Origin of the sequence: Streptosporangium sp. NPDC023963 (assembly GCF_040639135.1) — a bacterium.
Taxonomy (GTDB): domain Bacteria; phylum Actinomycetota; class Actinomycetes; order Streptosporangiales; family Streptosporangiaceae; genus Streptosporangium.
Genome location: NZ_JBEZZK010000002.1, coordinates 500,922 through 526,845, shown reverse-complemented (window position 1 = coordinate 526,845; position 25,924 = coordinate 500,922). Strand labels below are relative to the sequence as shown.

Genomic DNA, 25,924 nt, shown 5'->3' with positions numbered 1-25,924 from the left:
GCCCCACGTCATGAGCTGTGAGGTCGAACATGCACGACGTCGCCCGCGCTGAGCGTGTGCTCCTCCCCCTTGGAGCCGACGAGCAGGCGCCCGGCGCGGTCGACACCGGTGGCGGTGCCGGTGAGCACCCGCTCGCCGGGCAGCTCCACCCTGACCTCCCGCCCGACCGTGGCGCTGACCGCGAGGTAGGCGGCCCGCAGGCCGCAGGCCTCGACGTCGCCGTTCGCCTCAGACCACTCGCGGTAGTGGGTCTCGATCTCCCGCAGCATCGCGCGCAGGATCGGATCGCGGTCGACGCAGGCGGCCTCCTCGATGGCCAGGGAGGTGGCGGTCTCCACCGGCAGTTCCTCGGGGCGCACGCTCACGTTGAGCCCGACACCCACGATCACCGCGCTGTCGATCCGCTCGGCGAGCACCCCGGCGAGCTTGCGCTCGCCGATCAGCAGGTCGTTGGGCCACTTGAGCCGTACGTCGACCTCGGCGACCTTCCGCACGGCCGACGCGACCGCCAGGCCGACGAGCAGGGGCAGCCATCCCTGCTCGGACAGGGGCGGGTCGGGGCGCAGGAGGATCGAGAACGTCAGGCCCGCGCGCGGCGGGGCGCTCCAGACGCGGCCGAGCCTGCCACGTCCGGCGAACTGGGACTCGGCGACGACGACGGCGCCCTGCCGCGCGCCGTCGCGGACGGCGTGCGCGAGGTCGGCGTTGGTCGATCCGGTCTTTTCGACCACGGAGATGCTGGACCAGAGTCCACCGGGACGGACCAGCGCGCGGGTGAGCGCCGCCTGGGAGAGCGGCGGGCGGTCGAGATCAGTGAAGGGCGAGTCGAGCACTTAGCCATCTTGCCTCCACTAACGACCCCCTGTTACCGAATTAATCCAATGACCAGGGAATACTGTTGTCGAAGTCTGGGGCGGCGGGCAAGGTTCGGCTTTCGGCCGGGGTGAGAACCCGTTCAGACGGTGTGAGAAACCGTTCAGACGGCGGCGAAAAGAGATGATGAACGCATGAGCAGACATCTCCCCGCACGGAACGGCACCGACGTGGAGGACGCCCCGGCCTCCGGGACGGACACGGGCTCCGAGGCGGACACGGGCTCGACGGTGAATCCGGGTTCACCGGTGGACCCGGGCTCAGAGGTGGACCCGGGCTCAGAGGTGGATCCGGGCTTCGAGGTGATGGAGGTCGCGCGGAGGCCGGGGCCCACCACCCGGGCGCGGGTCGGGCAGATGCGGTCGGGGACGATCCATGAGCGCCGGGACGACCTGGCCACCGAGGAGCCGCTGGAGATCCGCATCCAGGCGGGCGAGGAACGCCGCACGGTCGCGATCACCATGCGCACCCCCGGCCACGACTTCGAGCTGGCCGCCGGATTCCTGTACGGCGAGGGCGTCGCGGCACCGGCGGACATCGCCTCCATCGCCTACTGCACCGACGAGGACGTGCCGCCTGAGGCGCGCTACAACACGGTGACCGTGCGGCTGCACGGCGGCGGGCTGCCCGGCCTGCCCTCGCTCGACCGGCACTTCATGACGTCGAGCGCGTGCGGCGTCTGCGGTACCGCCAGCCTCGACGCCCTGCGCGGCCGCTGCTCGCCGCTGCCCGGCCAGGAGGAGGTGTTCGTCTCCCCCGAGGTCCTGTACGGCCTTCCCGGCAGGCTGAGAGGCTCCCAGGGGATCTTCGGCAAGACCGGCGGGCTGCACGCGGCCGGCCTGTTCACCGCCGGGGGTGAGCTTCTCGCGGTCCGCGAGGACGTGGGGCGGCACAACGCGCTGGACAAGCTGGTCGGCTGGGCCATGATGGCCGGGCGGCTGCCGCTGGGCGGGCACGTGCTCATGGTCAGCGGGCGGACCAGCTACGAGATCATGCAGAAGGCCCTCACCGCGGGCCTGCCGGTCGTCTGCGCGGTCTCGGCGCCCTCATCCCTCGCCGTCGACCTCGCCAGGGAGTTCGGGATGACACTGGTCGGGTTCCTGCGCGAGGAGCGCTTCAACGTCTACGCGGGGGCACACCGCATCGGCTGCTGAACCCCCGTTCCCCCCAGACACCTCCCACCGGCCCTGAGCCGCCCGCTCCGGCCCTTGAACGTCCTCCCTGGACGGGAAGTCCACTCGTGTCCCGAATCGCCGGTATTGGCCGCTGAGCCGTCCGCCCGCGACCGGAGGGCCCCGGGCGCCGCCGCACGGCTCGGCGGCTCGGCAACTCAGCGGCTCAGCGGCTCAGCCGGTGTTCTGCAGGCCCGCGGCGACGCCGTTGACCGACAGGAGCAGCAGCGTGGACAGGCGCTCGCGCTCCTCCTCCGACAGCCCCTCGTCGGCGCGGAGGGTGGACAGGGCGCGCAGCTGCAGGTGCGAGAGCGCGTCCACGTACGGGTCGCGGAGCTGCACCGCGCGGGACAGGACCCTGCGGTCCTCCAGAAGGCGGGTGTGGCCGGTGATCTCCAGGACCAGCCGGCGCGTCAGGTCGTACTCGGCCAGGACCTGCTCGACGAAGTCGTCCCTGGCGCCGAGCGCGAGGTAGCGGGCGGCGATGTCGCGGTCGGTCTTGGCCAGCGACATCTCCACGTTGTCCAGCAGCGAGGCGAACAGCGGCCACTCGCGGTAGGCGGCGCGCAGCTCCTCCAGGCCCGTTTCGGAGATCACCGCCTCCAGGCCGCTGCCCAGGCCGTACCAGCCCGGCAGGTTGACCCGGGTCTGGGCCCAGGCGAACACCCACGGGATGGCCCGCAGGTCGTCCAGGGACCGGGGCGCGCCGAGGCCGCGCCGGGCGGGGCGGGAGCCCAGGCGGAGTGAGCCGATCTCCTCCAGCGGGCTGACCAGGGAGAACCACTCGGGGAAGCCGGGCGCCTCGGTCAGCCGCCGGTAGGCCTTCTCCGAGGCCGAGGCGACCCGCCCGGCCACGCCGCGGAAGCGCCCCGCCGCGTCGGCCGTACGGGCCTCGATGGACGGGGTGGAGGCGAGGAGCACCGCCGAGGTGACCTGCTCCATGTGGCGGCGGGCGATGGCGTCGTGGCCGTAGCGGGCGAAGATGACCTCGCCCTGCTCGGTGACCTTGAACCTGCCGCCGACCGAGCCGGGGGCCTGCGCGAGCACGGCCCGGTTGGCCGGGCCGCCGCCCCGGCCCAGGGCGCCGCCCCGGCCGTGGAACAGCGTCAGCGGCACGCCGTGCTCGGCCGACCAGGCGGCCAGCGCCTCCTGGGCCTCGTACAGCTTCAACGTCGCGGCGGCCGGTCCGAGCTCCTTGGCGGAGTCGGAGTAGCCGAGCATGACCTCCAGGCGCCGGTCGGCGGCGAGCCTGGCCTGCACGGCCGGGATCTCCAGCATCCCCGACAGCACCGTGGGGGCGGCGGCCAGGTCGGCGCCCGACTCGAACAGCGGGACCACGTCGAGCAGCGGCGCCCGGTCGCCCAGCGCGTGAGCGGCCAGCGCGTGGACGGCGGCGATGTCGTCGGCCGAGCGGGTGAAGGAGACGACGTAGCGGGAGCAGGCGGTCACCCCGAACCGCTCCTGGATCCAGGCGATCGTGCGGATCGTGGACAGGACCTCCTCGGTCCGCTCGGAGGTGCGCCCGGCGGCGATCTCCTCCAGCGCGGCGGCGTGGACCTGCGAGTGCTGGCGGACCTCCAGCTCGGCCAGGTGGAAGCCGAACGTCTCCACCTGCCAGATGAGGTGCTGCAGCTCCCCGTACGCCTGCCGGTTCGCGCCGGCCTCGACCAGCGAGTCCTGGGCCGTCCGCAGGTCGGCCAGGAGCTGCTCCGGCGAGCGGTAGGCCAGGTCGAGGCCGCGCTGGCGGGTGGCCGCGATGCGGGCGGCGACGAACATCAGCCACTGCCGGTGCGGCTCCCTCGGGGAGCGGGTGGCCATCTCCGAGACCACGTCGGGGTGGTCGTTCACCGCGCTCGACAGCGCGGCCCGCAGCCCGGCGGAGGCGGGGGTGTAGTCGGCGGTGAGGGTGAGGGAGCGGCCGATCCTGAGCGTGGCGTTCTCCAGGGCGATCAGCACGTGCTCGGCCTGGATGAGCACGGCGTCCCTGGTCACCTTGGAGGTGACGTTCGGGTTGCCGTCGCGGTCGCCGCCGATCCAGCTGCCGTACCTGATGAAGGCGCGGGCCCGGGGCTTGCCGGTGCCGGCCCCTCCGCCGAGCGCGGCGTCCAGGGCGCGGTAGACCTGCGGGACCACCCGGAAGAGGGTCTCGTCGAAGGCCGCCATCGCGGTGCGCACCTCGTCCAGCGGGTCGAGCTTGGTGGACCGCAGCTGGGCGGTCCGCCACAGCAGGTCGATCTCCTCCAGCAGCCGCCGCCGGGTCTCCGCCCGCTCGGCCGCGCCCCTGTCGGAGCTGTTGTACGCGGCGAGCTGGCCGCTGATGCGCTGGATCGCGGTGACCACGGCGCGCCTGCGGGCCTCGGTGGGGTGCGCGGTCAGCACGGGGTGCAGGCGCAGTCCCTCGACCAGGTCGGCGACCTTGTCGTCGCCGAGCTCCTGGACGGCCTGCGCCAGGGACTCGGGCAGCGGCTCCTCGCCGGTGTCGCGGACCCGCAGGGTGCGGATCCTGAAGTGCTCCTCGGCCAGGTTCGCCAGGTGGAAGTAGCAGGTGAACGCGCGGGCGATCTGCACCGCGCGGTCGATCGGCCACTCGGCCACCATCGCGGTGATCTCGTCGACCGACACCTGCTTCCTGCGGGCCCCGATGACGGCCTTGCGCAGCCGTTCGACATCGGCGAGCAGGTCATCGCCGCCATGCTCGGCGATGACCTGCCCCAGGAGCTCACCGAGCAGTCGCACGTCCGCGCGCAGCTCGTCGGGCATCTCGGTGACAGCGGTGGAACGCTCTGCCTGATGGGACACGGTGGCGGGCATGCCCGCCAGCGTACCCAGTCCGTTTTGTCGAACGGAGACCGGTCTCACCCATTGGACTAGACCATTGGAGAGGCCGTTCACGGGCCGTCCGGACGGCTTCCGGCGGGCCGTCCGGACGGCCCGCCGGATGATCGTCAGGTGGCCGCGGAGGTCGCCTTCAGGAGGGCCGGATACCTGGCGAAGGCGATCTTCCCCGCGACCCTGCGGCCGCCCCAGGAGACCAGCAGCCCGTACGCCACCGCCGGCACGCCGACCCAGGTGAGGCCGAACAGGACCGGCAGGACGATCGGCAGCGCGAGCAGGCCGGTGCCGATCAGCGCGGCGAACGACCCCGCGAAGGCGATGCCGCCCTGCCCGGGGGCCGCGCCGGTGAAGGCGTTCAGGCGCTCGGGCACGGTGTAGGGCATCAGCACGCTGGTCAGCGCGCCCACGCCGAGCCCGGCCCCGAGGACGCCCCAGGCGGTGAGCGTGGCCGGGACCGCCCAGGCGACGTTCCCGGCCAGCAGCGCCGCGACCGTGGCGAGCACGAGCAGCAGCGGGACCGCGATCGTCGCCACGGCCAGGTGCCGCCCGGCGATGTCGGTGCGCCAGTCGCGGTCGGTGCCGTAGGCGACGGCGTTCGTCCACAGGGAGCGGCCGTCGATGCCGAAGGCGTTGCACCCCTGGATGCTGATCATCAGCGCGCCGATGCAGGCGGGGAGGATCGCCAGGAAGCTCCCGGCCGCGCCGTCGTTCTCCCCGTACATCGAGAAGGCCATGATGCCGGTGACCGCGACGGCGGCGAACCAGCCGACCCTGCCCCGCGGGTCGCGGCGGGCGTACTTGAGCTCCTTGCCCGCGACCGCGGCGAGCGGGCCGTCGGGCAGGATCCTGGCCAGCAGGCCCTGGGAGTTGCGCACCGACGCGCCCTGGGTGGAGGCGTCGGAGGAGACCAGGGCGCGGCGCAGCGCGGCGATCCACAGCCATCCGACCCCGGCGACCAGGGCGGCGAGCAGGGCCACCCCCGCGACCGCGAGGAGGCCCCCGTCGGCGATGGAGCGGGCCGCGACGCCGGAGGGGGTCCAGCTCAGCACCGAGGCGAGACCGTGCAGCACGGCCATGGGGTCGGCCGCCAGGCCGCCGTTGAGCAGCAGGTTGGGCAGCTGGGCCGCCAGGATGAAGAAGATCACCGAGACGGCGAGCACGTCGCGGCCCCTGCGGGTGCGCAGGATCCCCGACAGCGACGTGGTGATCAGCCGGGAGAGCACGACGCAGAGCGCGAAGTGGAGCAGCACCGCGACCAGGCCCAGGATCACCCCGCCGACCCCGGTGGCCAGGCCGACGACGGCCCCGGCCATCACGGCCAGCGAGGCGAGCGGCCACACGCCGGTGACCGAGGCGGCGAACATGCCGGCGGCCAGCCGGCCGGTCCCCAGCGGGAACAGCGCCAGGCGCGACGGGTCGAGCGTGTCGTCCAGCCCGAACGCCAGCAGCGGCACGACCGCCCAGCCCACCAGGAAGACGGTGAACACCACGGTCGCGACCTCAAGGGCGACGCCGGCGGGCGCGAGGCGCAGCGTGGCCGTCAGCAGGAACCCGAGGGCGCCGAAAACGAACGCGGCGATCGCCGTGAAGACGAACCCCAGCAGGCGCTGGGGGCTGCCGCTCAGGTTCCCGGCGACGAGCCGCAGCTTGAGCCGTACGAACACCATGGGCCCCACCCGCACGGCACCCGCGCCTCCCGCGCCTCTCGCGACGGCGTCTCCCCGCACGCCCGCGCTCACCCCGTCGCCCCTTCCGTCCCCCTGCCGCCCGGTCCCGTCCGGCGCGCTCACGAGGGGGTCGCGCCCAGCCACGACAGGCCCTCCCGTCCCTCCGGGCCGTCGCCGCCCCGGGCGCCGACCAGGCCGAGGAAGGCCTCGTTGAGGCCTCGGCCCGCCCTGACCTCGTCCAGCGGCCCCTGGGCGACGATCCGCCCGCGGTCCATCACCGAGACCCAGTCGCACAGGCGCTCGACGAGCTCCATGACGTGACTGGAGAAGACCACCGTCGACCCGGAGGCGGTGTAGCGCCTGAGCACCTCGACGAGCGTGTTGGCGCTGACCGGGTCGACGCCCTCGAACGGCTCGTCGAGGAAGAGCACCGCGGGGTTGTGCAGCAGCGCGGCGGCCAGGCCGATCTTCTTGCGCATGCCGGTGGAGTAGTCGACGACGAGCTTGTCGGCCGACTCGGTCAGGTCCATGACCTTCAGCAGCTCCTCCGCCCGCCGCCCCACCTCGTCCCTGGGGATGCCGCGGAGCTGGCCGTTGTAGGAGAGCAGCTCCCTGCCCGACAGCCGCTCGAACAGGCGCAGCCCCTCGGGGAGCACGCCGATGCGGCCCTTGACCGCGACCTGGTCGCGCCAGACGTCGGCGCCCCCGATGTGGACCGAGCCGTCGTCGGGGCGCAGGAGGCCGGTGACCATGCTGAGCGTGGTGGTCTTCCCGGCGCCGTTGGGGCCGACCAGCCCGGCGAAGCTGCTCTGCGGCACCACCAGGTCGACACCTCCCACGGCCACCTGCTGCCCGAACCGCTTGAGCAGCCCCCGCGTCCTTACCGCCTCCGTGACGTCCGGCATGGCGCCTCCCCTTCCGCGGCCCGCGCGATCGGCCGCCTCGCACGGGAAACGAACGATCGCCCCCGATAGTTCGCGATGTGAGACGACGGTTACCCTGCTGGGATGAGCGAGTCCCTGAGCGCCGAAGCACTGGATTCCGGACCCGACATCCACACCACGGCCGGGAAGCTGGCCGACCTGGAGCGCCGCCTGGGCGAGGCGGCCCACGCGGGTTCGGCGCGCGCCGTCGAGAAGCAGCACGCCGCGGGGAAGATGACCGCCAGGGAGCGGGTGCTCGCCCTCCTCGACGAGGACAGCTTCGTGGAGTTCGACAAGCTCGCCAGGCACCGGTCCACGAGCTTCGGACTGGAGCGCGAGCGGCCGTACGGCGACGGGGTCGTGACCGGGTACGGCACGGTCGACGGCCGCCCGGTGGCGGTGTTCGCCCAGGACTTCACCGTCTTCGGCGGCTCCCTGGGCGAGGTCTTCGGCGAGAAGATCGTCAAGGTCATGGACCACGCGCTGAAGACCGGCTGCCCGGTGATCGGGATCAACGACTCCGGAGGGGCGCGCATCCAGGAGGGCGTCGTCTCGCTGGGCCTGTACGCCGAGATCTTCAAGCGGAACGTCCACGCCTCCGGGGTGATCCCGCAGATCTCGCTGGTCATGGGCCCCTGCGCGGGCGGCGCCGTCTACTCGCCCGCGCTCACCGACTTCGTGTTGATGGTGTCGGAGAAGTCGCACATGTTCATCACCGGCCCCGACGTGATCAGGACGGTCACCGGCGAGGAGGTGACGTTCGAGGAGCTCGGCGGGGCGCACACGCACAACTCCCGCTCGGGCGTGGCCCACTACGAGGCGTCCGACGAGGCCGACTGCCTGGAGTTCGCCAGGGCGCTGCTGTCCTACCTGCCGTCCAACAACATGGACGAGGCCCCGGCGTTCGACGCCGATCCGCCGCTGGAGACCACCGACTCCGACCGCGAGCTCGACACGCTGATCCCCGACTCGGCGAACCAGCCCTACGAGATGCACACGGTTCTCGAACACGTCCTGGACGACGGCGAATTCCTGGAGGTGCACGCGCAATTCGCGCCCAACATCCTCGTGGGTTTCGGCCGGGTCGAGGGGCGCTCCGTGGGGATCGTCGCCAACCAGCCGATGAGTTTCGCCGGCACGCTGGACATCGCGGCCTCGGAGAAAGCCGCGAGATTCGTCCGTACGTGCGACGCCTTTAACATTCCCGTCCTGACATTCGTCGACGTCCCGGGATTCCTGCCGGGCACCGACCAGGAATGGAACGGGATCATCCGGCGCGGCGCCAAGCTGCTCTACGCCTACGCGGAGGCGACCGTCCCCCTGGTCACGGTCATCACCCGCAAGGCGTACGGCGGGGCGTACGACGTCATGGGGTCCAAGCACCTGGGCGCCGACGTCAACCTGGCCTGGCCGACCGCGCAGATCGCGGTGATGGGCGCGCAGGGCGCGGTCAACATCCTCTACCGGCGCGAGCTCGCCGCGGCCGAGGATCCGGACGCCCAGCGGGCCAGGTTCGTCACCGAGTACGAGGACACGCTCGCCAACCCGTATCTCGCGGCCGAACGTGGGTATGTGGACGCCGTGATCCGCCCTTCCGACACCCGGGTCCAGATCGTCAAGGCGCTGCGGACCCTGCGCAACAAGCGCGCGACCCTGCCCCCGAAGAAGCACGGGAACATCCCGCTATGAGACATTTGAAGATCATTAAAGGAGATGCGACACCCGAGGAGATCGCCGCGGTGGTGATCGCCCTCTCGACGCGCGCCGTACCGGCGAGTCCGGCGTCGAAAGCCTCGCAGACGTCGAAATCCTGGAGCAATCACTCACATCGCATGCGAAAAGCGCTTCCTGTCGGGCAAGGCGCATGGCGATCGAGCGCACTGCCGAGATAGATCCCGGGAACAGGGTGTCAAGTTGCGCGAGAGTTGGGACCATCTAAGAAATGGGCGCATATAGTCAGCCGATCAGCTAGTTCCGAGGCCTGGAGGACGACATGACCATCCTGGACCTCACGTCACGTCCCATCGCCGCGAAGTACGCCGTCCTGGTCGACGTCGGTTATCTGTACGCGGCGGCCGGGGAGGTGCTCCTGAGCGCCAAGGAGCGCAAGGAATACCGGGTGGCGGCCGACGAGCTGATCCAGGCGTTGCAGAAGCACGCGGAGGAGCGCATCCACGGCGAGCTGCTCCGGATCTACTGGTACGACGCCGCCCGCGACCGGGTGCCGACCGTGGACCAGCGGGTCATCGCCCAGCTTCCCTGGGTCAAGGTGCGCCTGGGCAACCTGAACGCGCGGGGCCAGCAGAAGGGCGTGGACGCGCAGATCAGGAGCGACCTGGAGGCGCTGGCCAGGCACCACGCGGTGAGCGACACGATACTGCTGGCCGGGGACGAGGACATGGTCCCCGCCGTCGAGGCCGCCCAGGCCTACGGGGTGCGGATCCACCTGTGGGGTGTGGAGCCCCCCTACGGCACCAACCAGGCCGAGCGCCTGGTCTGGGAGTCCGACACCGTCGAGATCATCAGCGCCGACTTCCTGCGGTCCTTCTTCAGCCGCGCCCCCGCGCCGGTGCCGGTGCCGGTCCCCCCGATCGCCCCCTCCCCCGCCCAGGTCTTCGCCGGGCGCACCGCCGCCGCCAAGCCCAAGGTCCCGGCGGGCCAGGTCACCAAGCTGGGTCCGAGCCGCCCGCGCGTCGAGGAGGTCGGCGAGCACGTGGCCCAGAAGTGGATCCTCACCCGCGGCCGCGACAACATCCGCGACCTGCTGCCGGGGCCGATCCTGCCCACGGTGATCGACACCGAGCTGCTCATCGAGGCGGAGAAGGAGCTGGGCCACTCCCTGCGCCCCTACCCCGAGGCGCGCGTCTGGCTCCGCGACGGATTCTGGGCCCGCGTCTACCGGGAGTTCGAGATCGGGGTCGGCGTCTCCTCCAAGTGAGGGTGGCGACGGCCGCCACGGCCACGTCCGATTCCCGCCAGCCGTACCCCGTGCGCCGCGGGTAACGTCGTCGGCGTGTCCGTGAAAGAGCTCGACTTCGACTCCTGTTACCGCGCGGTGGCCGCGAGGGACGCCCGGTTCGACGGGCGGTTCTACACGGCGGTCACCTCCACCCGCATCTACTGCCGGCCGATCTGCCCGGCACGCACCCCGTCCACCCGCAACGTGCGGTTCTACCGCCACGCGGCCTCCGCCGAGGCGGCCGGGTTCCGGCCGTGCAAGCGCTGCCGGCCGGAGCTGAGCCCCGGCGATCCCGGCTGGGACCACCGGGGCGACCTGGTCGGCCGGGCGCTCCGGCTGATCGACGAGGGCGTGGCGGACGACGGCGGGATGACCCGGCTGGCCGGGCGGCTGCACATCACCGGACGGCACCTGCACCGGCTGTTCACCTCGGAGATCGGCGTGGGCCCGCTGGCCGTGGCCAGGACCAAGCGCCTGCTGCTGGCCAAGCAACTGCTCACCGAGACCGGGCTGCCGATCGTCGACGTGGCGTTCGCGTCGGGCTTCGGCAGCGTCCGGCAGTTCAACGCGACCATGAAGGACACCTACGGCTTCACCCCCGGCGAGCTGCGGGCGACGACGGGGGGCAGGCCCGGGACGTGCGGCGACGCCCTGACCCTGCGGCTGCACCGCAGGGAGCCCTACGACGCCGCGACCCTGATGCGGTTCCTCGCGGCGAGGGCGATCCCCGGCCTGGAGCGCGCGGACGACACGTCCTACAGCCGGGCCGTCCCCGGCGGCACGATCACCCTCACCCCCGGGCCCGGCCACGTACGGCTGGACGTGAGCGTCGACGACACCCGCCGCCTGGCCAGGATCGTGGCCCGCTGCCGCCGCCTCCTCGACCTCGACGCGGACCCCGAGGCCATCTCCGCAGCCCTCGGCGCGACCTCGCTGGGACCGCTCGTCGCCGCCCGCCCCGGGCTGCGCGTGCCCGGCGCCTGGGACGGGTTCGAGGTGGCCGTCCGCGCCGTGATCGGCCAGCAGATCTCCGTCGCGGGCGCCCGTACCATCCTCGGCCGCGTCGCGGCCCGGGCCGGGCGCCCCACCGGCGGGCAGGAGCTGACCCACCTGTTCCCGTCGGCGGAGGAGCTCGCCGAGGCCGACCTCGACGGGCTGGGCCTGACCGGGCGGCGGGTGGCGACGCTGAAGGACCTCGCCACGAGGGTGGCGGGCGGCGAGATCGACCTGGACGGCGCCCAGGAGCCCGCGGAGGCGGTCGCCGGGCTGCTGGAGGTTCCCGGGATCGGGCCGTGGACCTCCGGCTACATCGCGCTGCGGGCGCTGCGCGACCCGGACGCCTGGCCGGGCGGAGACCTCGGCCTGCGGCGGGCCATGGCCTGCCTGGGCATCCCCGAAAGCCACATCGAGCGGTGGCGCCCCTGGCGGGCGTACGCCGCGCTGCACCTTTGGAGCTCGGAATGATAGAGGCACAGGTTCTCGACACCCCGGCCGGCCCGCTGGCCATGCTCGCCCGCGAGGGCGTGCTGCTGGCGGCGGGTTTCACCACCACGGGACCGGACGAGATGTTCGCCCGGCTCTCCCCGGAGCTGCGCGCCGAGGGGCTGACCCTCACCGACGATCTGGGCCTGCCCGCGCGGGCGGTACGCGACTACCTGGACGGCGACCTGACCGCCCTCGACGCGGTGCCGGTGGAACAGCCGGGCACGCCCGTCCGGCAGCGGCTGCTCACCGCCCTGCGCCAGGTGCCCGCGGGCGTCACGATCAGCTACGCCGAGCTCGCCGAGCGGGCGGGGCTGCCCAGGACCGCGGCCAGGGCCGCCGGGAGCGCGTGCGCGCGGAACCTGATCGCGCCGTTCGTCCCCTGCCACCGCATCCTGCCGTCCACCGGCGGGTACGGCGGCTACTACTACGGCACCCCGGTCAAGCAGTGGCTGCTCACCCACGAGGGGGCACCGGCCGCCGAACGGCTCCGGGCCCGGCGGGAGAGCCGCTGACCGGTCCTGCCGGTCCTGCTCCGCGCCTCGCCGTGGCCGGCCCCGGACGGCCGGTCCTCCTGATCGCGCTCCGCGCCTCGCCGTGGCCGGTCACGGGTCCGTGACCGGCCACGGCGGCCAGCCCCGTTTTCCGCACGTCGAAGTGATTGAAGATCGCGGGTTGCTCTCCTCCGGCATTTCGATCCTCGTTGTCCGTTTCCCTATGCTCCAGGGGAGGCTTGAGCGGATTGGAGGTCGAGGAGGCCATGACCTTGCGGTTCGAGCATCGCGACACCGAGATCGGCGCGAGCGTCGTCGACCGCGTGTGGCGCACCCGTAGCGACGCCGAGGACACGATGACGTCCGCGGCGCGCACCTGCTGGCATCTGATCCTCTCGCGGAGGCGGGGATGCCTGCTCGCCGGCCTGCGCGGGCCGGAGACGAGGGCGACCGTCGCGCCGGTTCCGCCGGACACCGAGTTCCTCGGGATCCGGTTCGCGCTCGGCACGGTTCTTCGGCCGCATCCCGCGAGCTCGATCATCAACGGGAACGTGCCGTTCCCGGTGACGGACTCGGGCAGGGTGGTCATCGGCGGCGATGACTGGGAGGTGCCGACGTACGACAACGTCGAGCACTTCGTCCGGCGACTGCAGGACGCGGGGCTGCTGGTGCGATCACGCCTCGGGGAGGAGGAGCGCGAGCGTCCCGGGGCCGACCCGACCATGCGTACCCTTCAGCGTCGCTACCGCGCGGCCACCGGCCTGTCGCGGACCGCCGTGACGCAGATCGACCGCGCGAACGCCGCGGCCACGATGCTGCTCGGCGGCCACGGCTGGCGCGCGGTCGTGGAGACGCTCGGGTACTTCGACCAGGCCCACCTCGCACACGCGCTGCGTCGCTACGTCGGGCACACCGCGCGCGAGCTGCAGGCGGGCGAGCATTCCACGCTGTCGTTCCTGTACAAGATTCCCCCTGTGCCTGGCAGCTAGCGTCTGAATGCCGGCCGACCCCGGCCGGTGTCCGACCCGAACCCCGGAGGGGAACCGTGCTGCTCAGCGTCAACATCTTCGTCAGCCTCGACGGCGTCATGCAAGGACCCGGAGCCCCCGACGAGGACCGCTCCAACGGCTTCGACCGCGGCGGGTGGCTCGTCCCGCACGCCTCGGCGCACACCAACGAGGTCGTCGAGAACTGGTTTCGTGAGGCCGGCGCGTTCCTGTTCGGCCGTACCAGCTTCGGCCTGCTCGGCGGGTACTGGCCGAAGGTCACCGAACCCGACAACCTGATCGCCACCAAGCTCAACACGCTGCCGAAATATGTTGTCAGTTCGACGCTGGCCGACGAGGAAGCCGGCTGGAGCCCCACGACGGTCCTGCGCGGTGACGTGGTCGACGAGGTACGCCGCCTCAAGGGGCTTCCCGGCAAGGAACTCCAGGTTCACGGGAGCTGGATGCTGGTGCAGACCCTGCACCGGGCAGGGCTCGTCGACGTCTACCGGCTACTCCAGTACCCGGTCGTCGTCGGGACGGGGAAGCGCCTGTTCCCGGACGGATCGACGCCCGCGACGTTCACGACCGTCGAAGAGAGCTCGCGGCTGCCCGGCGGCGTCGTCTCGCTGACGCTCGAACCCGTGAGCCTCGGCGCGATCTCCGCAGGCGAGTACACCGTGGACGAGGGACGCTCGGTGACGGTCCTCGACTGACCGCGAGGGGGCGGCGTCCGCCGCCTGGCGGTCGGCGACGATCACCGGCGGGACGCAGGGCTCGCAGAAGCTGGTCGGCCCGCAGCAGATGCTCATGACCGGTGACTCCAAGCTGATCTCGTATGCCAACCTGGCCGCCATGAAGGAGGCGGGCGTGACCTTCATCGCGCCGGCCTCCAGGAACCACGTCAGCGCCGCGACCCTGGCCGGTCAGGATCTGAAGACGGCCCCGGCGGTGGACTACGCCGCGGCCCGTGACGCGGGCAGGTTCCATCTCCTGGACCTCCTCGACATCGATCCACGAGACCTCCACTGAAGATCACTCACGTGCGGAAAACGGGGCTAGCCGGTCTTCCTGACCGTGCTCTGCACCTCGCCCACCGGTATGTCGCGGGTGGCCCCGACCTGGACCGGCTCGTAGACGAAGGGCGCCACGTCACCCCCGACACCCTCGACCCCGATGTCCCAGACCGAGGTGACCTCCAGCACGTAGACGCCGCGCGGCTGGTCGATCGAGGCCCGCCGGTAGTTCACACCGCAGGTGAACTTCTCGCCCTTCGCGTACGGCTTGCCGCTCACCCCACATCCCGTCTCCACGACATCCGCCCGCTCGCCGGTGGTGCCCGAGTCGATCTCGATGTTCCCGAGGTTGGCGGTCACGGTGGCGCTCATGATCCCGGGCAGCGTCGCGGTCACGGACCTGGTGGTCTCGCCGACATCACCCAGCCAGACCCAGGTCGGCAGGTTGACGTAGCTCTTGGCGTCCGGATTGATCTCGACCTTCGGCTCGGGCACGGTCAGCGCGGCACGGGCGATGTCGACCAACTCGGCCATGGTGATCCCGGCGGGCGGGGTCGTGCCGGGCGGCACGAACACGTAGGTGTCCATCGCCATCTGGCAGCTCACCCCGTTGGGATCGGACGCGTCGTGGGCGACCGTCCACCAGCGCCCCTCCTCGCCGAGCTTCTCCACGAACGGCTCGAGGGCCTCATGCCGGGTCTGTGGCGCGCCGGGGTCCACCCGGGTCGACCGCTGCTGGAAGTCCAGCATGTCCGAGGCGTTCTGAGCAGGTTCGTACCAGCAGGGACGCTTGAGCCGGTAGCCGTCGCTCCTCCCCCCGCGGCCGTTCCCGCTGATGATGATCTGGGAGTTCTTGAGGCTGATCCGCGCCGTGTTCCCATCCTGGCCGCCCCGGACCTGGACGTCGGAGCCACCACCGCCGCCACCGGGATTCGGAGCGAGCAGGAGCAGCCCCGCGACCACCATATTCATGATCATCGATGACATCCCTTCGAGGCTTCACTGAAAGGTTTGGCGTGCTGGAGCAGCTTGATCCGCCAGATCCCGTCGTCGCCCCGCCGGAGGCCGGCGACCTGGAGGAAGGGACGCCTGGCCCAGTCGGGCTGCCTGCGGACCGCCTTCCCGGTCTCCGCGTCCAGCAGCCGCATCCCGGTCTCGTCCACGCACGCGTTCAGCTCGGCCCCCCGGCCGGTGACCGAGACGACGTTCAGCGAGTACAGCCGGGAGATCCCGCGCACCGAGCGTCGCTGGTCCAGGAACGCCTTCACCCACGCGTACGCGTCCAGGCTCGCCCCCTCCTGGACCGTCTCGCGGTATGCGACGTCCCGGCCCCCGGTGACGACCGCCCGGAAGGACCCGGCGCGGTAGTCGCGGAAAGAATTGATCATCGCGGTGGCATCCCGGTCGGTCGTGGCCGGCCACTCCACCACCACCTGGACGTCGGGAGAGACCTGGACCGTCTCCACCTTCGGCGCCGTCGGCGTGGGGCTTGGCGAGGAGATCTCGGGGGGAAGGTCGGCGGGAGTGAACCGCTCGGCCTCCGACGGGGCGCAGGCCGCCGACAGGAGCACGACCAGCGCGATCGCGACACGCACACCGATCACGTTAGGAGCGCCCAACCGCCGAAACCACCGATATGCGCGATTCGGCATGACTCTCTCCTCGTCGTCCGCCTCCGTACGGCGACCCGCCACGCCACCGCCCTCACCAGGCCCTCCCGCGTCCCCCGCTCGGCGGTCGTCCGGCACGGCACCCGCCCACCACCGCGTGACGTCCGCCGCGCGGGCCGGGTCCGTCCGGCCCGTCATGCCGTCGGGGCCGAGCGCATCCGCCACGAGGGCAGCAGCTCGTCGATGAGGGCCTCGGTCTCGGGGGCCATCCCGCCGCCGTAGGGGTGGGAGGCGGCCCGCCGGTGCAGGGCGTCGACCACCGCGCGCAGGCGGACGGGGTCGGCGGTGAGGTGGGTGGCCCGCAGCAGGTCGCGCCAGAGCCCCTCGTCGTCGGCGGCCAGCAGCAGCCCGGCGCGCACCGCCGCCACGGCCTGGTCGGTCTCGCCGCGGGCCAGCCGCACCTCGCAGAGCCGGTGCGCGGCGTCCGCGACGCCCGCGGTCACGTTGTACTCCAGGTCGTCGGCGGCCAGCCAGGCGTAGCGGCCACGCGGGCGGCCGTTCAGCAGCGGACCCCGTACCAGGCTCAGCGCCCGCTCGAGGAGCGCGGGGCGCCCGGCGGGGTTGGCGTGCGACCGGCGGACGAGGTCGCGGAAGAGCATCCAGTCGGTACGCACCTCGGGGCCGAACCGGAGCCGCCCGGACTCGTCGGCGTAGAGGTTGGGCCGCCCCTGGCTGTCGGTGCCCAGCCAGGCGACGACCCTGGCGATCGTGGCGTCCCTGACCACCGGCTGCACGCCCCGCGGCCAGAGGATGCCGCCGAGCACCACGGGGTGGACGCCGCCGGGGTGCGTCGCCAGGTAGACGGCCATCTCGACGGCGATCACGGCCCGCCCCTCCTCCATGGGCGGGGGGCCGACGACCTCCGCGGGGCCGAGGACGCGTACCTCGACCGAGGGCGTGTGCGTGACCGGCTCCGGCTCGTCGGGAAGCGGCTCTCCATCCAGCCGCTCGGTCGCCAGGAACAGGTCGACCAGCGCCCGGTACTGGCGGCGGGGCAGCAGCTGCGCGGCCACGTCGAAGCCGAGCGCGTCGATCTCGGCGCGGCCCTCCTCGGTGATCGTCCAGTTCCAGGTGGCGTGCGGCACGTCGCCCGCGATGACGTATCCGGCGGCCGTCCTGACGCCCTTCCTGGCGAGCAGCGCCAACCGGCGGCCCTCCTCGGGGGTGGGGGCGATCGCGGACAGCAGGTAGTGCGGGGTGCAGGCCGGGTCGGCGGCGCGCCCGTGGATCCGGCCGGTGAGCACCTCACCGCCGTGGGCGCGCCCCCCGGCCGCGGCCTCCAGCTCGGGCAGGATCTCCGCCAGGCCGCCCACGTATCTGATCCGGTCGGAGGCGATCACGGTCAGCTCCTCGCCGAAGCCGACCAGGGTGACGCGCATCCGGTCCGACCAGCGGTTGGTGGCAAGCTCCACGGCGAGCGCGGCCAGGGCAGCGGTGGCCTGCGGGCCGTTGATGCCGATCGGCCCGTGGGCGGCCTCCAGGTCGACGAGCACCCGGCCCTCCCCGTTGGAACCGAGCGAGACCAGCCCCGGGTACGGGGCGGGCGCGTCGGCGAGCGCCCGCTCGTCGAGCATCCGGCCCTCGTGCGCGGGAAGCCGCCAGACCTGGCCGCCGTCGTGGGCGGTCCAGGGGGCGGGGGCGTCGGGGTCGGGCGGGTGGATCCACAGGTCGAGGGTCTGCGGCGACAGGTGGGCGGCGTAGATCGTGGGCGGGACGCGGTTCTGGGCGGCGAGGGACCTGCCGAGGAGCCGGAGCCCGACGTCGAGCATCCGGCTGCCGGGTGCGTCGGCACCGAGCCTGAGCGCGAGCTCGGCCTGGGCGGCGTCGTCCCTGGGCCGGGTGATCCGATGCCCGAACGCCCGGTGCCAGAGCTGCTGCCTGCGCCTGCGTCCGAGCGCCGCCAGCAGCCCGGCCGCCGCGAGCGAGGCCCCCGCCAGGTAGTCGAGCATCCCCAGCCCGGCCTCCTGCCCCGCGTCCTGCCCGCTGCCGGGGGGTTCGGCCACCGCCGCCGGGTCCCGCCGCTCCACCTGTCCGGGGTCCTGCCGCCCGCTGTCGGGCACGGTCTGCGACGGGCGCTCGGTCGTGTCGTGGCGCGCCTGTCCAGGACCGGTCTCCCGCGTCCCGCCGGAACCGGCCCTGTCACCGGCCCTGTCACCGGCTCTGTCACCGGCTCTGTCACCGGCTCTGTCACCGGCGCTGTCGCGGGGGTCGGCGACCTCGGGCGCGGGCTCCGCCGGGAGGTCGGCGCGGCCGGGGGTGAAGGTCTGGGTACGGCCGTCCAGCTCCACCGGCTTGTCCCGGTGGTCCTTGAGGGTGTCGTCGCGCGGCTGGGAGGCCGGGACGAGGTGGATGTTGCGCGCGTCGGCCGGCATGTCCAGGACCCAGCCGGGCCTGATCAGGTCGGCCATGTGGAGACGGCTGCCGTCGGGCTGTTCCTTGTGCTGGTTGAGCCGGTAGATCTCCGGGTAGCGGCGCCCGTCGCCGAGGCACTTCTCGGCGATCTCCCACAGGCTCTCGTGGTGGCGCCCGTGCGGCGGTTGCACCACGTAGACCTTCTTGGCCTTCTGCACCGGCTCCAGCTCGGCCCGCTCGTCGGCGGCCGGGCCGGACGTCGCGGAGAGCCCGGTGGAGACGATGCCGGGAGCGGCGGGCGGCAGGCTGGTCAGCTTCGCGACCGGCAGGGCCACCGCCGAGACGGTGAACAGCAGCATGGCCGCCGAGACCAGCCGGTTGGCGAACATCTGCGTGCCGCCGGAGAGCGGCACCCGGGCCGGCATGCCGACCCGGCGCAGCCCGGCGTAGATCTCGACCAGCACGCAGACGACCAGCTGCAGCCACGCGAGCCAGACCAGCAGCACGAGGATCGCGACGATCGTGCTCGTGCCCACCTGGCTGGTCAGCAGGTCGAGGTCGAGCAGCTCGGGCGGGAGCGGCGGCCCGGCCAGCCGGAACAGGGCGTAGGGGACCCCCGCGATGAGCGCGACCAGGACGACCAGCGCGCCGAGACCCGCAAGCAGGTCTCCCGGTGTGCGCCTGGCCTTGATGCGCGCGGGCTGTCGCGTGGGCATTCGTCTCCCTCCCCGTCCAGATTCGTCGTCGGTCAACCGGTGGGCCAGCGATTCACGGCAATTGGTCTTCCCCGATGTCCGGCCCGGCCGTGGCCTCGGCCTTCATGTCCGAGCCGGGGAAGCCGAAGGCGGCCAGGAAGAACGCCTTCCAGGTGACGGAGACGTTCACGGTGACCTCGGCCTGGTCACCGCCGAGCGTGCACTCCGTGAGCTGTACGTCGTCGCCGCCGTGGGCGGAGACGATCTCCTCGGCCTTCCCGCAGGTCTCCCCCTCCCCCAGCAGCCGGGCCTCGCCGGTGGCGCGCAGGTGCTCGACGTCGATCTGGTCGGCGGCGGCCCTGGCGGCCTGCTCGGCGACGTCGGCCGCGCGCAGCCGGGCGTTGATCGCGGCCCCTCCGTCGACGAGCAGCCCGGCCAGCAGGAACACCACCACCGAGAAGATCACTGTGAAGATCGACATCGACCCCCGCTCGCCGAGCCCGCCCGGCCGCGCGCGGCGCCCCTCCCCGCCGGCCGAACGCGCCCGATGCCCGGCCGGACGCACCGGGCTCCCGGCCGTCCGGCACGCCGCCGGCGAGCGCGGGAGCCTCCGTCGCGCCACCGGGCGCGGGAGTCCTCGCCACGCCGGCGGGCGCGGGAGCCTCCGCCACGCCGGCGGGCGCGCGGGTCCGCTCCGCGCGGCGGCCCGGAGTGCGGGGCTCCGGTGCGTCCCGACGGTGGAAGGGGGCGGGTCGACGGGGTTCACTCCTCCACCTCGATCCTCCGGTACCGCTCCAGCGGGACCACCGAGTCGCCCTTCATCTCCTTGGCCGCGCCGAAGCCCAGGAACTCCAGGTCCAGGGAGCAGGTCACCTCGACGCGGACCTGGCCCTCGCCTTCCTCCGTGACCCACTTCGTACCGGACAGGCTGACCTCCGGCTCGCACTCTCCCGACAGGGCGCCGCGGGCCGCCTCGTCCGCCGCGGCCTCGGCGTCGGACAGGGTGCGCTCGACGGAGGCGGCCCTGGCGGCGTCCCTGGCGGCGCCGTTGACCTCGCCCTGGGCCTCCACCACCCTTCCCGCGCCCACCAGGAACAGCAGGAACAGCAGGAAGACCGGGGCGAGCAGCACCGTCTCGGTGCTGAGCGACCCGCGGTCGCCGCCGGTCTTGGAGATCAAGGGGATCACTCGCACCCTTCGCTCCCGTCGTCGGGCCGGAAGCACTCAATGGGACCGCCGAAGCGCGCGGTGACGGTGAACGTGGTGGACGGCAGCAGCGGAACGACCTGGACCGCCGAGGCGGTCACCTCGACACCCCGCCGGTCGCCCTCCTCCCAGGCCGTGACCGTGGCGCCCTCGAGGAGTTTCGGGCCGACGGTCCTGATCAGCTCCTGGGCGCGGGACTCTGCGTCCTGCTGCCAGGACTCGGTGTCGACCCGGGCGAGCCGCGCACCCTCCCTGGCCGCGGCGTCGGCGATCTGGCGTCCGTGAAACCACAGGGCGGTCTGCACGATGAGCAGGATGACGACCAGCAGCACCGGCATGATGATCGCCAGCTCGACGACCGTGGCGCCGCGCTCGCCGCCACGGTCTCCGGCGCCGCGGCGCCCGCGGCGCCTCAGTCTTGCCGCCCGATCGCGCTGGCCGTCCCTCTCCCGGTTCTCCCGGTCGCGGTGCCGCGAACGATCACGGGTCGCCAAGTTCGCCGCCCCCGCCCCCGCCTCCGCCGCCCCCGCCGAACTGGTTGGAGATCTCGGCCTGCTTCCCTTCGACGAGGGTCTTGATGAGGGTGGCGAGCCCGAGCGCCACCCCGGCGATGATGGCCGTGATGATGACCCATTCGACGGCGGAGGCCCCCCGGGTGGGGGCGCTGCGCGCCTTCTCGATCCGGACGCTCAGGACGGCGGCCGCGTAGACGATCCACGGATGGCTCAGCATGGTCAGGACCCCAACATCTTCATAGCGGCAGGGAAACTCAGAAAGATCACGAAGCCCGCGCAGAGCAGGAGCTGGGCGACGAGCATCGACTGGGAGCGCTCGCCCGCCTGCCCCTCGATCTCGGCGAGCTCCCGGCGCCGCATGGTCGCGGCGCGGGCGGTGAGGGAGGAGCGGACCTTGGCGCCGTCGTCGGCGACGAGCCCGAGCGCGGCGGACAGGTCGCGCAGCTCGTCGACGTTGATCTCGTCACCGAGCTGGCCGAGGGCCTGCCAGGGGGTGATGCCGACGATCCTGGCGTTGCCGAGCGCCTCACGGATGCGGGACATCGCCCAGTTGGCCCCCTCCTCGTCGGGGCCGGGGCTGCCCACGGAGACCGCCATCATCAGCGCCTCGGGCACCCCCCGCCCGCCCGCCAGGTTCATCGCGACGAGATCGAGGAAGGAGCCGACGACGTGCCGGAAGTCGCGGCGCATCCGCGCGGCGTCCCGCTTGACCTGCAGGTCGGGCAGGACGAAGAAGAGCCCGGCGACTATGAGCGCCGCCCACAGCGGGACGGTGAGGGAGACGCCCCACTCCATCAGCACCAGCCAGCCGACCAGCAGCGGGAACGCCAGCAGCCCGGAGACCGCGAGCAGCACCTTGGTGGCGAGGAAACCCTCGAACGACCTGCCGAGCAGCGCGAGGTCGGCCCTGGCCGAGCGCGCCTCCCAGCCCCTGGCGGCGTAGAAGCGGGCCATCCGCTCGCCCAGGCCACGACGGAAGGCGCTGACCTCCTCGTCGGGCAGGATGAGCCGGGCCCGGGGCGCGTCGGTGCCCTCCCTGGCGGCGTCGAGTGCCAGCAGTCGTGTCACCAGCCCGGGACGGGCCGGGAACAACGCCCGCAGCAGCAGGAACAGGCCTATCCCGAGCACCGAGCCGGCGAGCAGCGCCTCAGTCATCGCGTACCTCACCTCCGGAGGGCAGGCCGAGCAGGCGGGCGGGCTTGTCGAAGCGGGCCAGGCGGCGCATCCAGGCGAACCCGGCGCCGAAGAACCCGGCGACCACCACGAGCACGGCCTGGCCGAGCGTGTTGTCGTACTCCTCGACGTAGGAGGGGTTGAACACGACGAGCATCACGGCGAAGGCGACGGCCGTACCGACCACGATCTGCACGCTGCGGCGGGTGGAGCGGCGCTCGGCCTCGACCCGGCGGCGCATGTCGAGCTCCTCGCGCGCCGACACCGCCAGCGCGCCGAGGACGTCGCGCAGGCCGGGGCCGCGCAGCTTGGAGTTGAGGATGAGGGCGGCCACGACCAGGTCGGCGGAGGGATCGTCGAGCTCGTCGGCGAACAGCCTGAGCGCGTCGGGCAGCGCCATCCTGGTGTGCAGGCGGTCGACCATGGACCGCAGGTGCGGGCGGAGCGTGGGGGCCGCCGCCCGGATCGAGGAGGGGATCGCCTGCTCCAGCCCGGCCGCTCCGGCGATGGTGTCGCGGAGCGACTCGGTCCAGGCGGCCAGGGCCTCCAGCCGCCGCATCGCGGTCCGCTCCTCCGCGGCGCCGCCGGACAGGCCCCGCCAGGCCATCGCGAGGAGCACGGCTCCCACCGCCATGACCGGCCACCCGGTCACCACGAGCACGACCACCCCGGCGATGGCCCCCACTGCGGTCCGGGTGGACAGGGCGCGCAGGAACTCGCGCCTGCCCGCCGTCCTGCCGGGGGTGGACGGCTTGACGGGCACCCCGTACAGGGAGAGGAAGAGCAGGAACAGCCCGGCGCCGAGCGCGAGGCCGGAGAGCAGCACCAGCGGGTCGAACAGGCCCGGCGGAAGGGAGGTCATGCCCAGCCTCCCGGGTCGTAGCCGAAGTGGGCCAGCTCCTCCAGGCACGACAGCGGCGCGTGCGGGACCACCCGGCCGTCCGGCGCCATCGCGAACACCTCGGAGGAGAGCACCCTGCCGTCCACCCCGGCCACCTCGCGCACGCTCGACACGAAGCGGCGCAGCCTGCCGCCCACCGCGTAGTCGTTGCGCTTCTCGATGAACACCACGAAGTCGATCGCGCCCGCGATGAGCATGTGGGTGGCCTCGATCGGCAGGCGCTCGGTGGCCTGGAGCGCGTAGGTGGCGATGCGGTTGAAGACCTCCATCGAGGAGTTGGCGTGGATGGTCGACAGCGAGCCGTCGTTGCCCTGGGTCATCGCGTTGAGCATGGTGACGATCTCGTCGCCGAGGACCTCGCCGACGATCACCCGGGACGGGTTCATGCGCAGGGAGCGGCGGACCAGCTCCGCCATGGTGATCTCGCCCTGTCCCTCGGAGTTGGGGAGCCTCTGTTCGAAGGCGACCACGTTGGGATGGAGTTCGGGAAACTGGTCGAGGCCGAGTTCCAGGGCGCGCTCGACGGTGATGAGCCGTTCGGACGGTGGAATCTCATTGGCGAGCGCGCGCAACAGCGTCGTTTTCCCGGCGTTGGTCGAACCGGAAATCATGATGTTCTTCCTCGCCGCCACCGCGGCCGCGAGAAAACGACCCAATTCCGGGGTCAGGCTGCCGTTTCCCACGAGATCGGTGAGAAACACCTTGCCCAGCCGGGAACGGCGGATGGAGATGGACGGGCGCACCGTCACGTCCATCACGGCCGAGAGACGGGAGCCGTCGGGAAGACGCAGATCGAGCTGGGGGTTGGCGGTGTCGAACGGCCTGCTGGACAGGCCGCTGTAGGCGGCGAGGATCTGGATCAGCTCGACCAGCTCCTCGTCGGACTCGGCCACCGGGTCGCGCATGAGCTCCTGGCCGTCGGCGTAGCCGACGAACACCCGGTCGCAGCCGTTGATGTCGATGTTCTCGACCTCGGGGTCGTCGAGCAGCGGCTGGAGGCGGCCGACGCCGAACAGGGCGGCGTGGATCCCCGCGGCCAGCGCCTCCTCCTCCTCGGCGGTCGGCGGCGTCCTGCCGACGCCGATCTCGCCGCGGGCGAACTCCTCCAGGATCTGGGCGATCAGGGCACGGGCGAACTGGCGCTCGTCCTCGCCGGTCATCGGCAGCAGGCCGCTGGCCTGGTCGAGGCGGCGCTGGTGGGCCAGCCTGTCGCCGACGTCCTGCCGGAAGCGTTTCACCAGCGTGTGGTCGATGGTCACGGCCTCGCCCCCTGCCGTGAGCGCCTCGCCGGCGTGTGGTCGATGGTCACGGCCTCGCCCCGCCCGACGGCTCGACGGGCGAGCGGGACGGCTCGGCGGGCAGGCGGGCGGCCTGCTCCCGGGCGCGATAGGCCGACTCCGCCGACTCCTGGGCGCGGAGCTGGGCGTCGAGACGACCGCCCAGCTCCCTGGCGGTGCGGATCAGCAGGGAGCGGTCCAGCCGCCCGCCCCACTGGCCGCGCAGCAGCTCCGCGCCCTTGGGGTCGTGCGCGAGCCCGCTCACGAAGGCGACGTGCCTGCCGGTGCCCGTGACGATCCGGCGCACCTCTTCGATGGTCGTGCGGTACTGGCGGGGGTCGGCGATCACGACCACGCCCACCTGGGGCTCGCGCGGCATGATCTGCAGGCGTTCGCGCAGGTGGGCGACGTGGTCGAGGCTGGCCCTGGTGAACAGCACGACCAGCGAGGCCTCGGTGGTCAGCTCGGCGAGCTGGGGGTGCCCGCCGATGCGCCCGCAGTCGGCCAGCACGTCGGCGTCGGGCATCGTGGCCAGCGCCCGGCCGAGCGGGCCCCAGAGCCAGGTCAGCCCGGCCGCCTGCTCGCCGTGGGTCAGCCCGGCCAGCACGTCCAGGCCGCCGATGATCTTCTGGGTGTGCTCGTGGATCTGGTCGGGGTGCAGGCCCCGGCGGGCCGTGGCCCCCAGGGTGAGCAGGCCCCTGGCGGGGTTGAGCACGCCGCCGTCGGCGGCGGGCAGGCGGTAGGCGAGGTCGCCGCCCGCCGGGTCGCACTCGGCGAGCAGCACCGGGCGCGGCCAGATCGCGCCGAGCGCGGTCGCCGCCGTCGTCACGCCGGGTGCGCCCTTGTCGGCGGCCAGCACGATGAGCGCCACGTCAGCGCGCTCCCGGCAGCTCGGCGAGGGCGATCTCGCCGGTGGAGGCGTACGCGACGATCTCCGGCGAGATGGTGCTGTCCACGATGATGGTGACCAGGCCGTTCGCCCCGGTCCTGCCCGGCGTGCCGATCTGGTGGACCAGGGCGCTCTGCGCCAGCACGCGGCTCTCCCGGTCGCCGCCCGCGCCCCTGCTCGGCACGTGGACGACCTGGACCCGGTCCCCGCGCTCCAGGGTGCCCGGCGTCTGGCCGGGTTTGAGCGACAGGCCGACCTGCGCCTTGCCGGGGCCGAGCTCCCTGCTGGCGGAGACCACCATGTCGCGGGTGAGAAGCGTGCCGGGGATGAGGGTGACGCGCGCGAAGTTCTCGGTGACGCGGGCGCGCTGGGACCAGGCCACGTAGCCGATGCCGGTGTCGGCGATCTGGACCTCCCTCAGCATCGCCTCGGTGAAGGGCTGTCCGGCGCCGACCTGCTGGGAGACGGCGATCGCCGAGACGCGGTCGCCGCTGCGCAGGACGAGCAGCGTGGTGGCGAGGGCGCCGCCCAGGATGAGGAGGACGGCGAGGGCGGCGAGGGCTGGTTTGCGCTCGCGTGGGGGCACGGGAAGTTTGCGCGACGCCGGGCCCGACAGGGTGCCCGCCGAGGTCTGACGCTCGGCGTTGACCGGGACGCGGCCCGTTGGCTTCTCACTGGTCCTCATGGGTAGGGGGACTCCCAGAGTGATCATAAATATGGGGAACTACTGGTCGAATTTACGCCATTATGCGCACCATGCCGACGGGCTGTCGGACAAAAGCCAGGACCCATGCTCGTTTGATAGGAACACGTCTGTCAACGCCACTTCAGAAGAAAAT

25 protein-coding genes are annotated in these 25,924 nt (G+C 72.5%); 9 read left to right on the top strand and 16 right to left on the bottom strand.

Features of this window, described 5'->3' with window-relative positions; genetic code table 11:
• Positions 1 to 8 precede the first annotated feature (8 nt).
• Positions 9 to 833, bottom strand: a complete 825-nt coding sequence (locus AB0F88_RS08430) for a biotin--[acetyl-CoA-carboxylase] ligase (protein WP_362678995.1) — start codon at positions 831 to 833, stop codon at positions 9 to 11.
• Between the two features lie 174 nt (positions 834 to 1,007).
• Here AB0F88_RS08430 and fdhD point away from each other — a divergent pair, with 174 nt between their 5' ends.
• Positions 1,008 to 2,027: a formate dehydrogenase accessory sulfurtransferase FdhD gene (fdhD, locus tag AB0F88_RS08425; RefSeq protein WP_362678992.1), complete on the top strand. Its 1,020-nt coding sequence runs from the start codon at positions 1,008 to 1,010 to the stop codon at positions 2,025 to 2,027.
• Positions 2,028 to 2,219: 192 nt separating this feature from the next.
• Here the strand turns inward: fdhD and AB0F88_RS08420 are convergent, their stop codons facing one another.
• From AB0F88_RS08420 to AB0F88_RS08410, 3 genes are all read right to left on the bottom strand, one after another.
• Entirely contained in the window at positions 2,220 to 4,856 is a 2,637-nt protein-coding gene (locus AB0F88_RS08420) for a phosphoenolpyruvate carboxylase (RefSeq protein ID WP_362678989.1), read from the bottom strand.
• Positions 4,857 to 4,990: 134 nt separating this feature from the next.
• On the bottom strand, positions 4,991 to 6,619 hold the full coding sequence (locus AB0F88_RS08415; protein WP_362678986.1) for a hypothetical protein: 1,629 nt from the start codon (positions 6,617 to 6,619) through the stop codon (positions 4,991 to 4,993).
• Between the two features lie 47 nt (positions 6,620 to 6,666).
• Positions 6,667 to 7,452 (bottom strand): ABC transporter ATP-binding protein, encoded by a 786-nt coding sequence (locus AB0F88_RS08410; protein ID WP_362678983.1) that lies wholly within the window; start codon positions 7,450 to 7,452, stop codon positions 6,667 to 6,669.
• 102 nt (positions 7,453 to 7,554) lie between these two features.
• On the opposite strand from AB0F88_RS08410, the gene AB0F88_RS08405 reads away from it, so the two are divergent.
• The 8 genes from AB0F88_RS08405 (at position 7,555) to AB0F88_RS08370 (ending at position 14,423) form a co-directional block, all read left to right on the top strand.
• Positions 7,555 to 9,159: an acyl-CoA carboxylase subunit beta gene (locus tag AB0F88_RS08405; RefSeq protein WP_362678980.1), complete on the top strand. Its 1,605-nt coding sequence runs from the start codon at positions 7,555 to 7,557 to the stop codon at positions 9,157 to 9,159.
• Positions 9,156 to 9,362: an acyl-CoA carboxylase subunit epsilon gene (locus AB0F88_RS08400; RefSeq protein ID WP_362678978.1), complete on the top strand. Its 207-nt coding sequence runs from the start codon at positions 9,156 to 9,158 to the stop codon at positions 9,360 to 9,362. Before AB0F88_RS08405 ends, AB0F88_RS08400 begins: the two co-directional genes overlap by 4 nt.
• 101 nt (positions 9,363 to 9,463) lie before the next feature.
• Positions 9,464 to 10,408: an NYN domain-containing protein gene (locus tag AB0F88_RS08395; RefSeq protein ID WP_362678975.1), complete on the top strand. Its 945-nt coding sequence runs from the start codon at positions 9,464 to 9,466 to the stop codon at positions 10,406 to 10,408.
• Positions 10,409 to 10,483: 75 nt separating this feature from the next.
• Complete coding sequence (locus AB0F88_RS08390; RefSeq protein WP_362678972.1) at positions 10,484 to 11,893, top strand: AlkA N-terminal domain-containing protein; 1,410 nt, start codon at positions 10,484 to 10,486, stop codon at positions 11,891 to 11,893.
• Positions 11,890 to 12,426 carry a methylated-DNA--[protein]-cysteine S-methyltransferase gene (locus tag AB0F88_RS08385; RefSeq protein ID WP_362678969.1) on the top strand — a complete coding sequence of 179 codons (537 nt, stop codon included), beginning with the start codon at positions 11,890 to 11,892 and terminating at the stop codon, positions 12,424 to 12,426. Before AB0F88_RS08390 ends, AB0F88_RS08385 begins: the two co-directional genes overlap by 4 nt.
• 218 nt (positions 12,427 to 12,644) lie before the next feature.
• Entirely contained in the window at positions 12,645 to 13,394 is a 750-nt protein-coding gene (locus tag AB0F88_RS08380; protein WP_362678966.1) for a hypothetical protein, read from the top strand.
• Between the two features lie 56 nt (positions 13,395 to 13,450).
• A complete protein-coding gene (locus AB0F88_RS08375; protein WP_362678963.1) occupies positions 13,451 to 14,107 on the top strand; it encodes a dihydrofolate reductase family protein in 657 nt (218 codons plus the stop codon).
• Between the two features lie 94 nt (positions 14,108 to 14,201).
• The gene (locus tag AB0F88_RS08370; RefSeq protein ID WP_362678960.1) at positions 14,202 to 14,423 is read left to right on the top strand and encodes a hypothetical protein; all 222 of its coding nucleotides are present in this window, start codon (positions 14,202 to 14,204) and stop codon (positions 14,421 to 14,423) included.
• A gap of 26 nt (positions 14,424 to 14,449) precedes the next feature.
• Here the strand turns inward: AB0F88_RS08370 and AB0F88_RS08365 are convergent, their stop codons facing one another.
• The 12 genes from AB0F88_RS08365 to AB0F88_RS08310 form a co-directional block, all read right to left on the bottom strand.
• The gene (locus tag AB0F88_RS08365; RefSeq protein WP_362678957.1) at positions 14,450 to 15,385 is read right to left on the bottom strand and encodes a hypothetical protein; all 936 of its coding nucleotides are present in this window, start codon (positions 15,383 to 15,385) and stop codon (positions 14,450 to 14,452) included.
• Positions 15,382 to 16,002 (bottom strand): hypothetical protein, encoded by a 621-nt coding sequence (locus AB0F88_RS08360; protein ID WP_362678954.1) that lies wholly within the window; start codon positions 16,000 to 16,002, stop codon positions 15,382 to 15,384. Before AB0F88_RS08360 ends, AB0F88_RS08365 begins: the two co-directional genes overlap by 4 nt.
• 209 nt (positions 16,003 to 16,211) lie before the next feature.
• Positions 16,212 to 19,145, bottom strand: a complete 2,934-nt coding sequence (locus AB0F88_RS08355) for a hypothetical protein (protein WP_362678951.1) — start codon at positions 19,143 to 19,145, stop codon at positions 16,212 to 16,214.
• Between the two features lie 52 nt (positions 19,146 to 19,197).
• Entirely contained in the window at positions 19,198 to 19,605 is a 408-nt protein-coding gene (locus AB0F88_RS08350; RefSeq protein ID WP_362678948.1) for a pilus assembly protein TadG-related protein, read from the bottom strand.
• A gap of 281 nt (positions 19,606 to 19,886) precedes the next feature.
• Positions 19,887 to 20,318, bottom strand: a complete 432-nt coding sequence (locus tag AB0F88_RS08345; protein ID WP_362678945.1) for a TadE/TadG family type IV pilus assembly protein — start codon at positions 20,316 to 20,318, stop codon at positions 19,887 to 19,889.
• On the bottom strand, positions 20,309 to 20,824 hold the full coding sequence (locus tag AB0F88_RS08340; protein WP_362678942.1) for a TadE family protein: 516 nt from the start codon (positions 20,822 to 20,824) through the stop codon (positions 20,309 to 20,311). The genes AB0F88_RS08345 and AB0F88_RS08340 overlap by 10 nt, the downstream gene beginning before the upstream one ends.
• The gene (locus AB0F88_RS08335) at positions 20,811 to 21,062 is read right to left on the bottom strand and encodes a hypothetical protein (protein ID WP_344750273.1); all 252 of its coding nucleotides are present in this window, start codon (positions 21,060 to 21,062) and stop codon (positions 20,811 to 20,813) included. The genes AB0F88_RS08340 and AB0F88_RS08335 overlap by 14 nt, the downstream gene beginning before the upstream one ends.
• Before the next feature lie 2 nt (positions 21,063 to 21,064).
• A complete protein-coding gene (locus AB0F88_RS08330) occupies positions 21,065 to 22,000 on the bottom strand; it encodes a type II secretion system protein (protein WP_362678938.1) in 936 nt (311 codons plus the stop codon).
• The gene (locus AB0F88_RS08325) at positions 21,993 to 22,880 is read right to left on the bottom strand and encodes a type II secretion system F family protein (protein ID WP_362678935.1); all 888 of its coding nucleotides are present in this window, start codon (positions 22,878 to 22,880) and stop codon (positions 21,993 to 21,995) included. The genes AB0F88_RS08330 and AB0F88_RS08325 overlap by 8 nt, the downstream gene beginning before the upstream one ends.
• Positions 22,877 to 24,178, bottom strand: coding sequence for an ATPase, T2SS/T4P/T4SS family (locus tag AB0F88_RS08320; RefSeq protein WP_362678932.1), 1,302 nt, complete (start codon positions 24,176 to 24,178; stop codon positions 22,877 to 22,879). The genes AB0F88_RS08325 and AB0F88_RS08320 overlap by 4 nt, the downstream gene beginning before the upstream one ends.
• A 46-nt stretch (positions 24,179 to 24,224) precedes the next feature.
• Positions 24,225 to 25,067 (bottom strand): hypothetical protein, encoded by an 843-nt coding sequence (locus AB0F88_RS08315; RefSeq protein WP_362678929.1) that lies wholly within the window; start codon positions 25,065 to 25,067, stop codon positions 24,225 to 24,227.
• 1 nt (position 25,068) lies between these two features.
• A complete protein-coding gene (locus AB0F88_RS08310; protein WP_362678927.1) occupies positions 25,069 to 25,770 on the bottom strand; it encodes a hypothetical protein in 702 nt (233 codons plus the stop codon).
• Between the last annotated feature and the right edge of the window lie 154 nt (positions 25,771 to 25,924).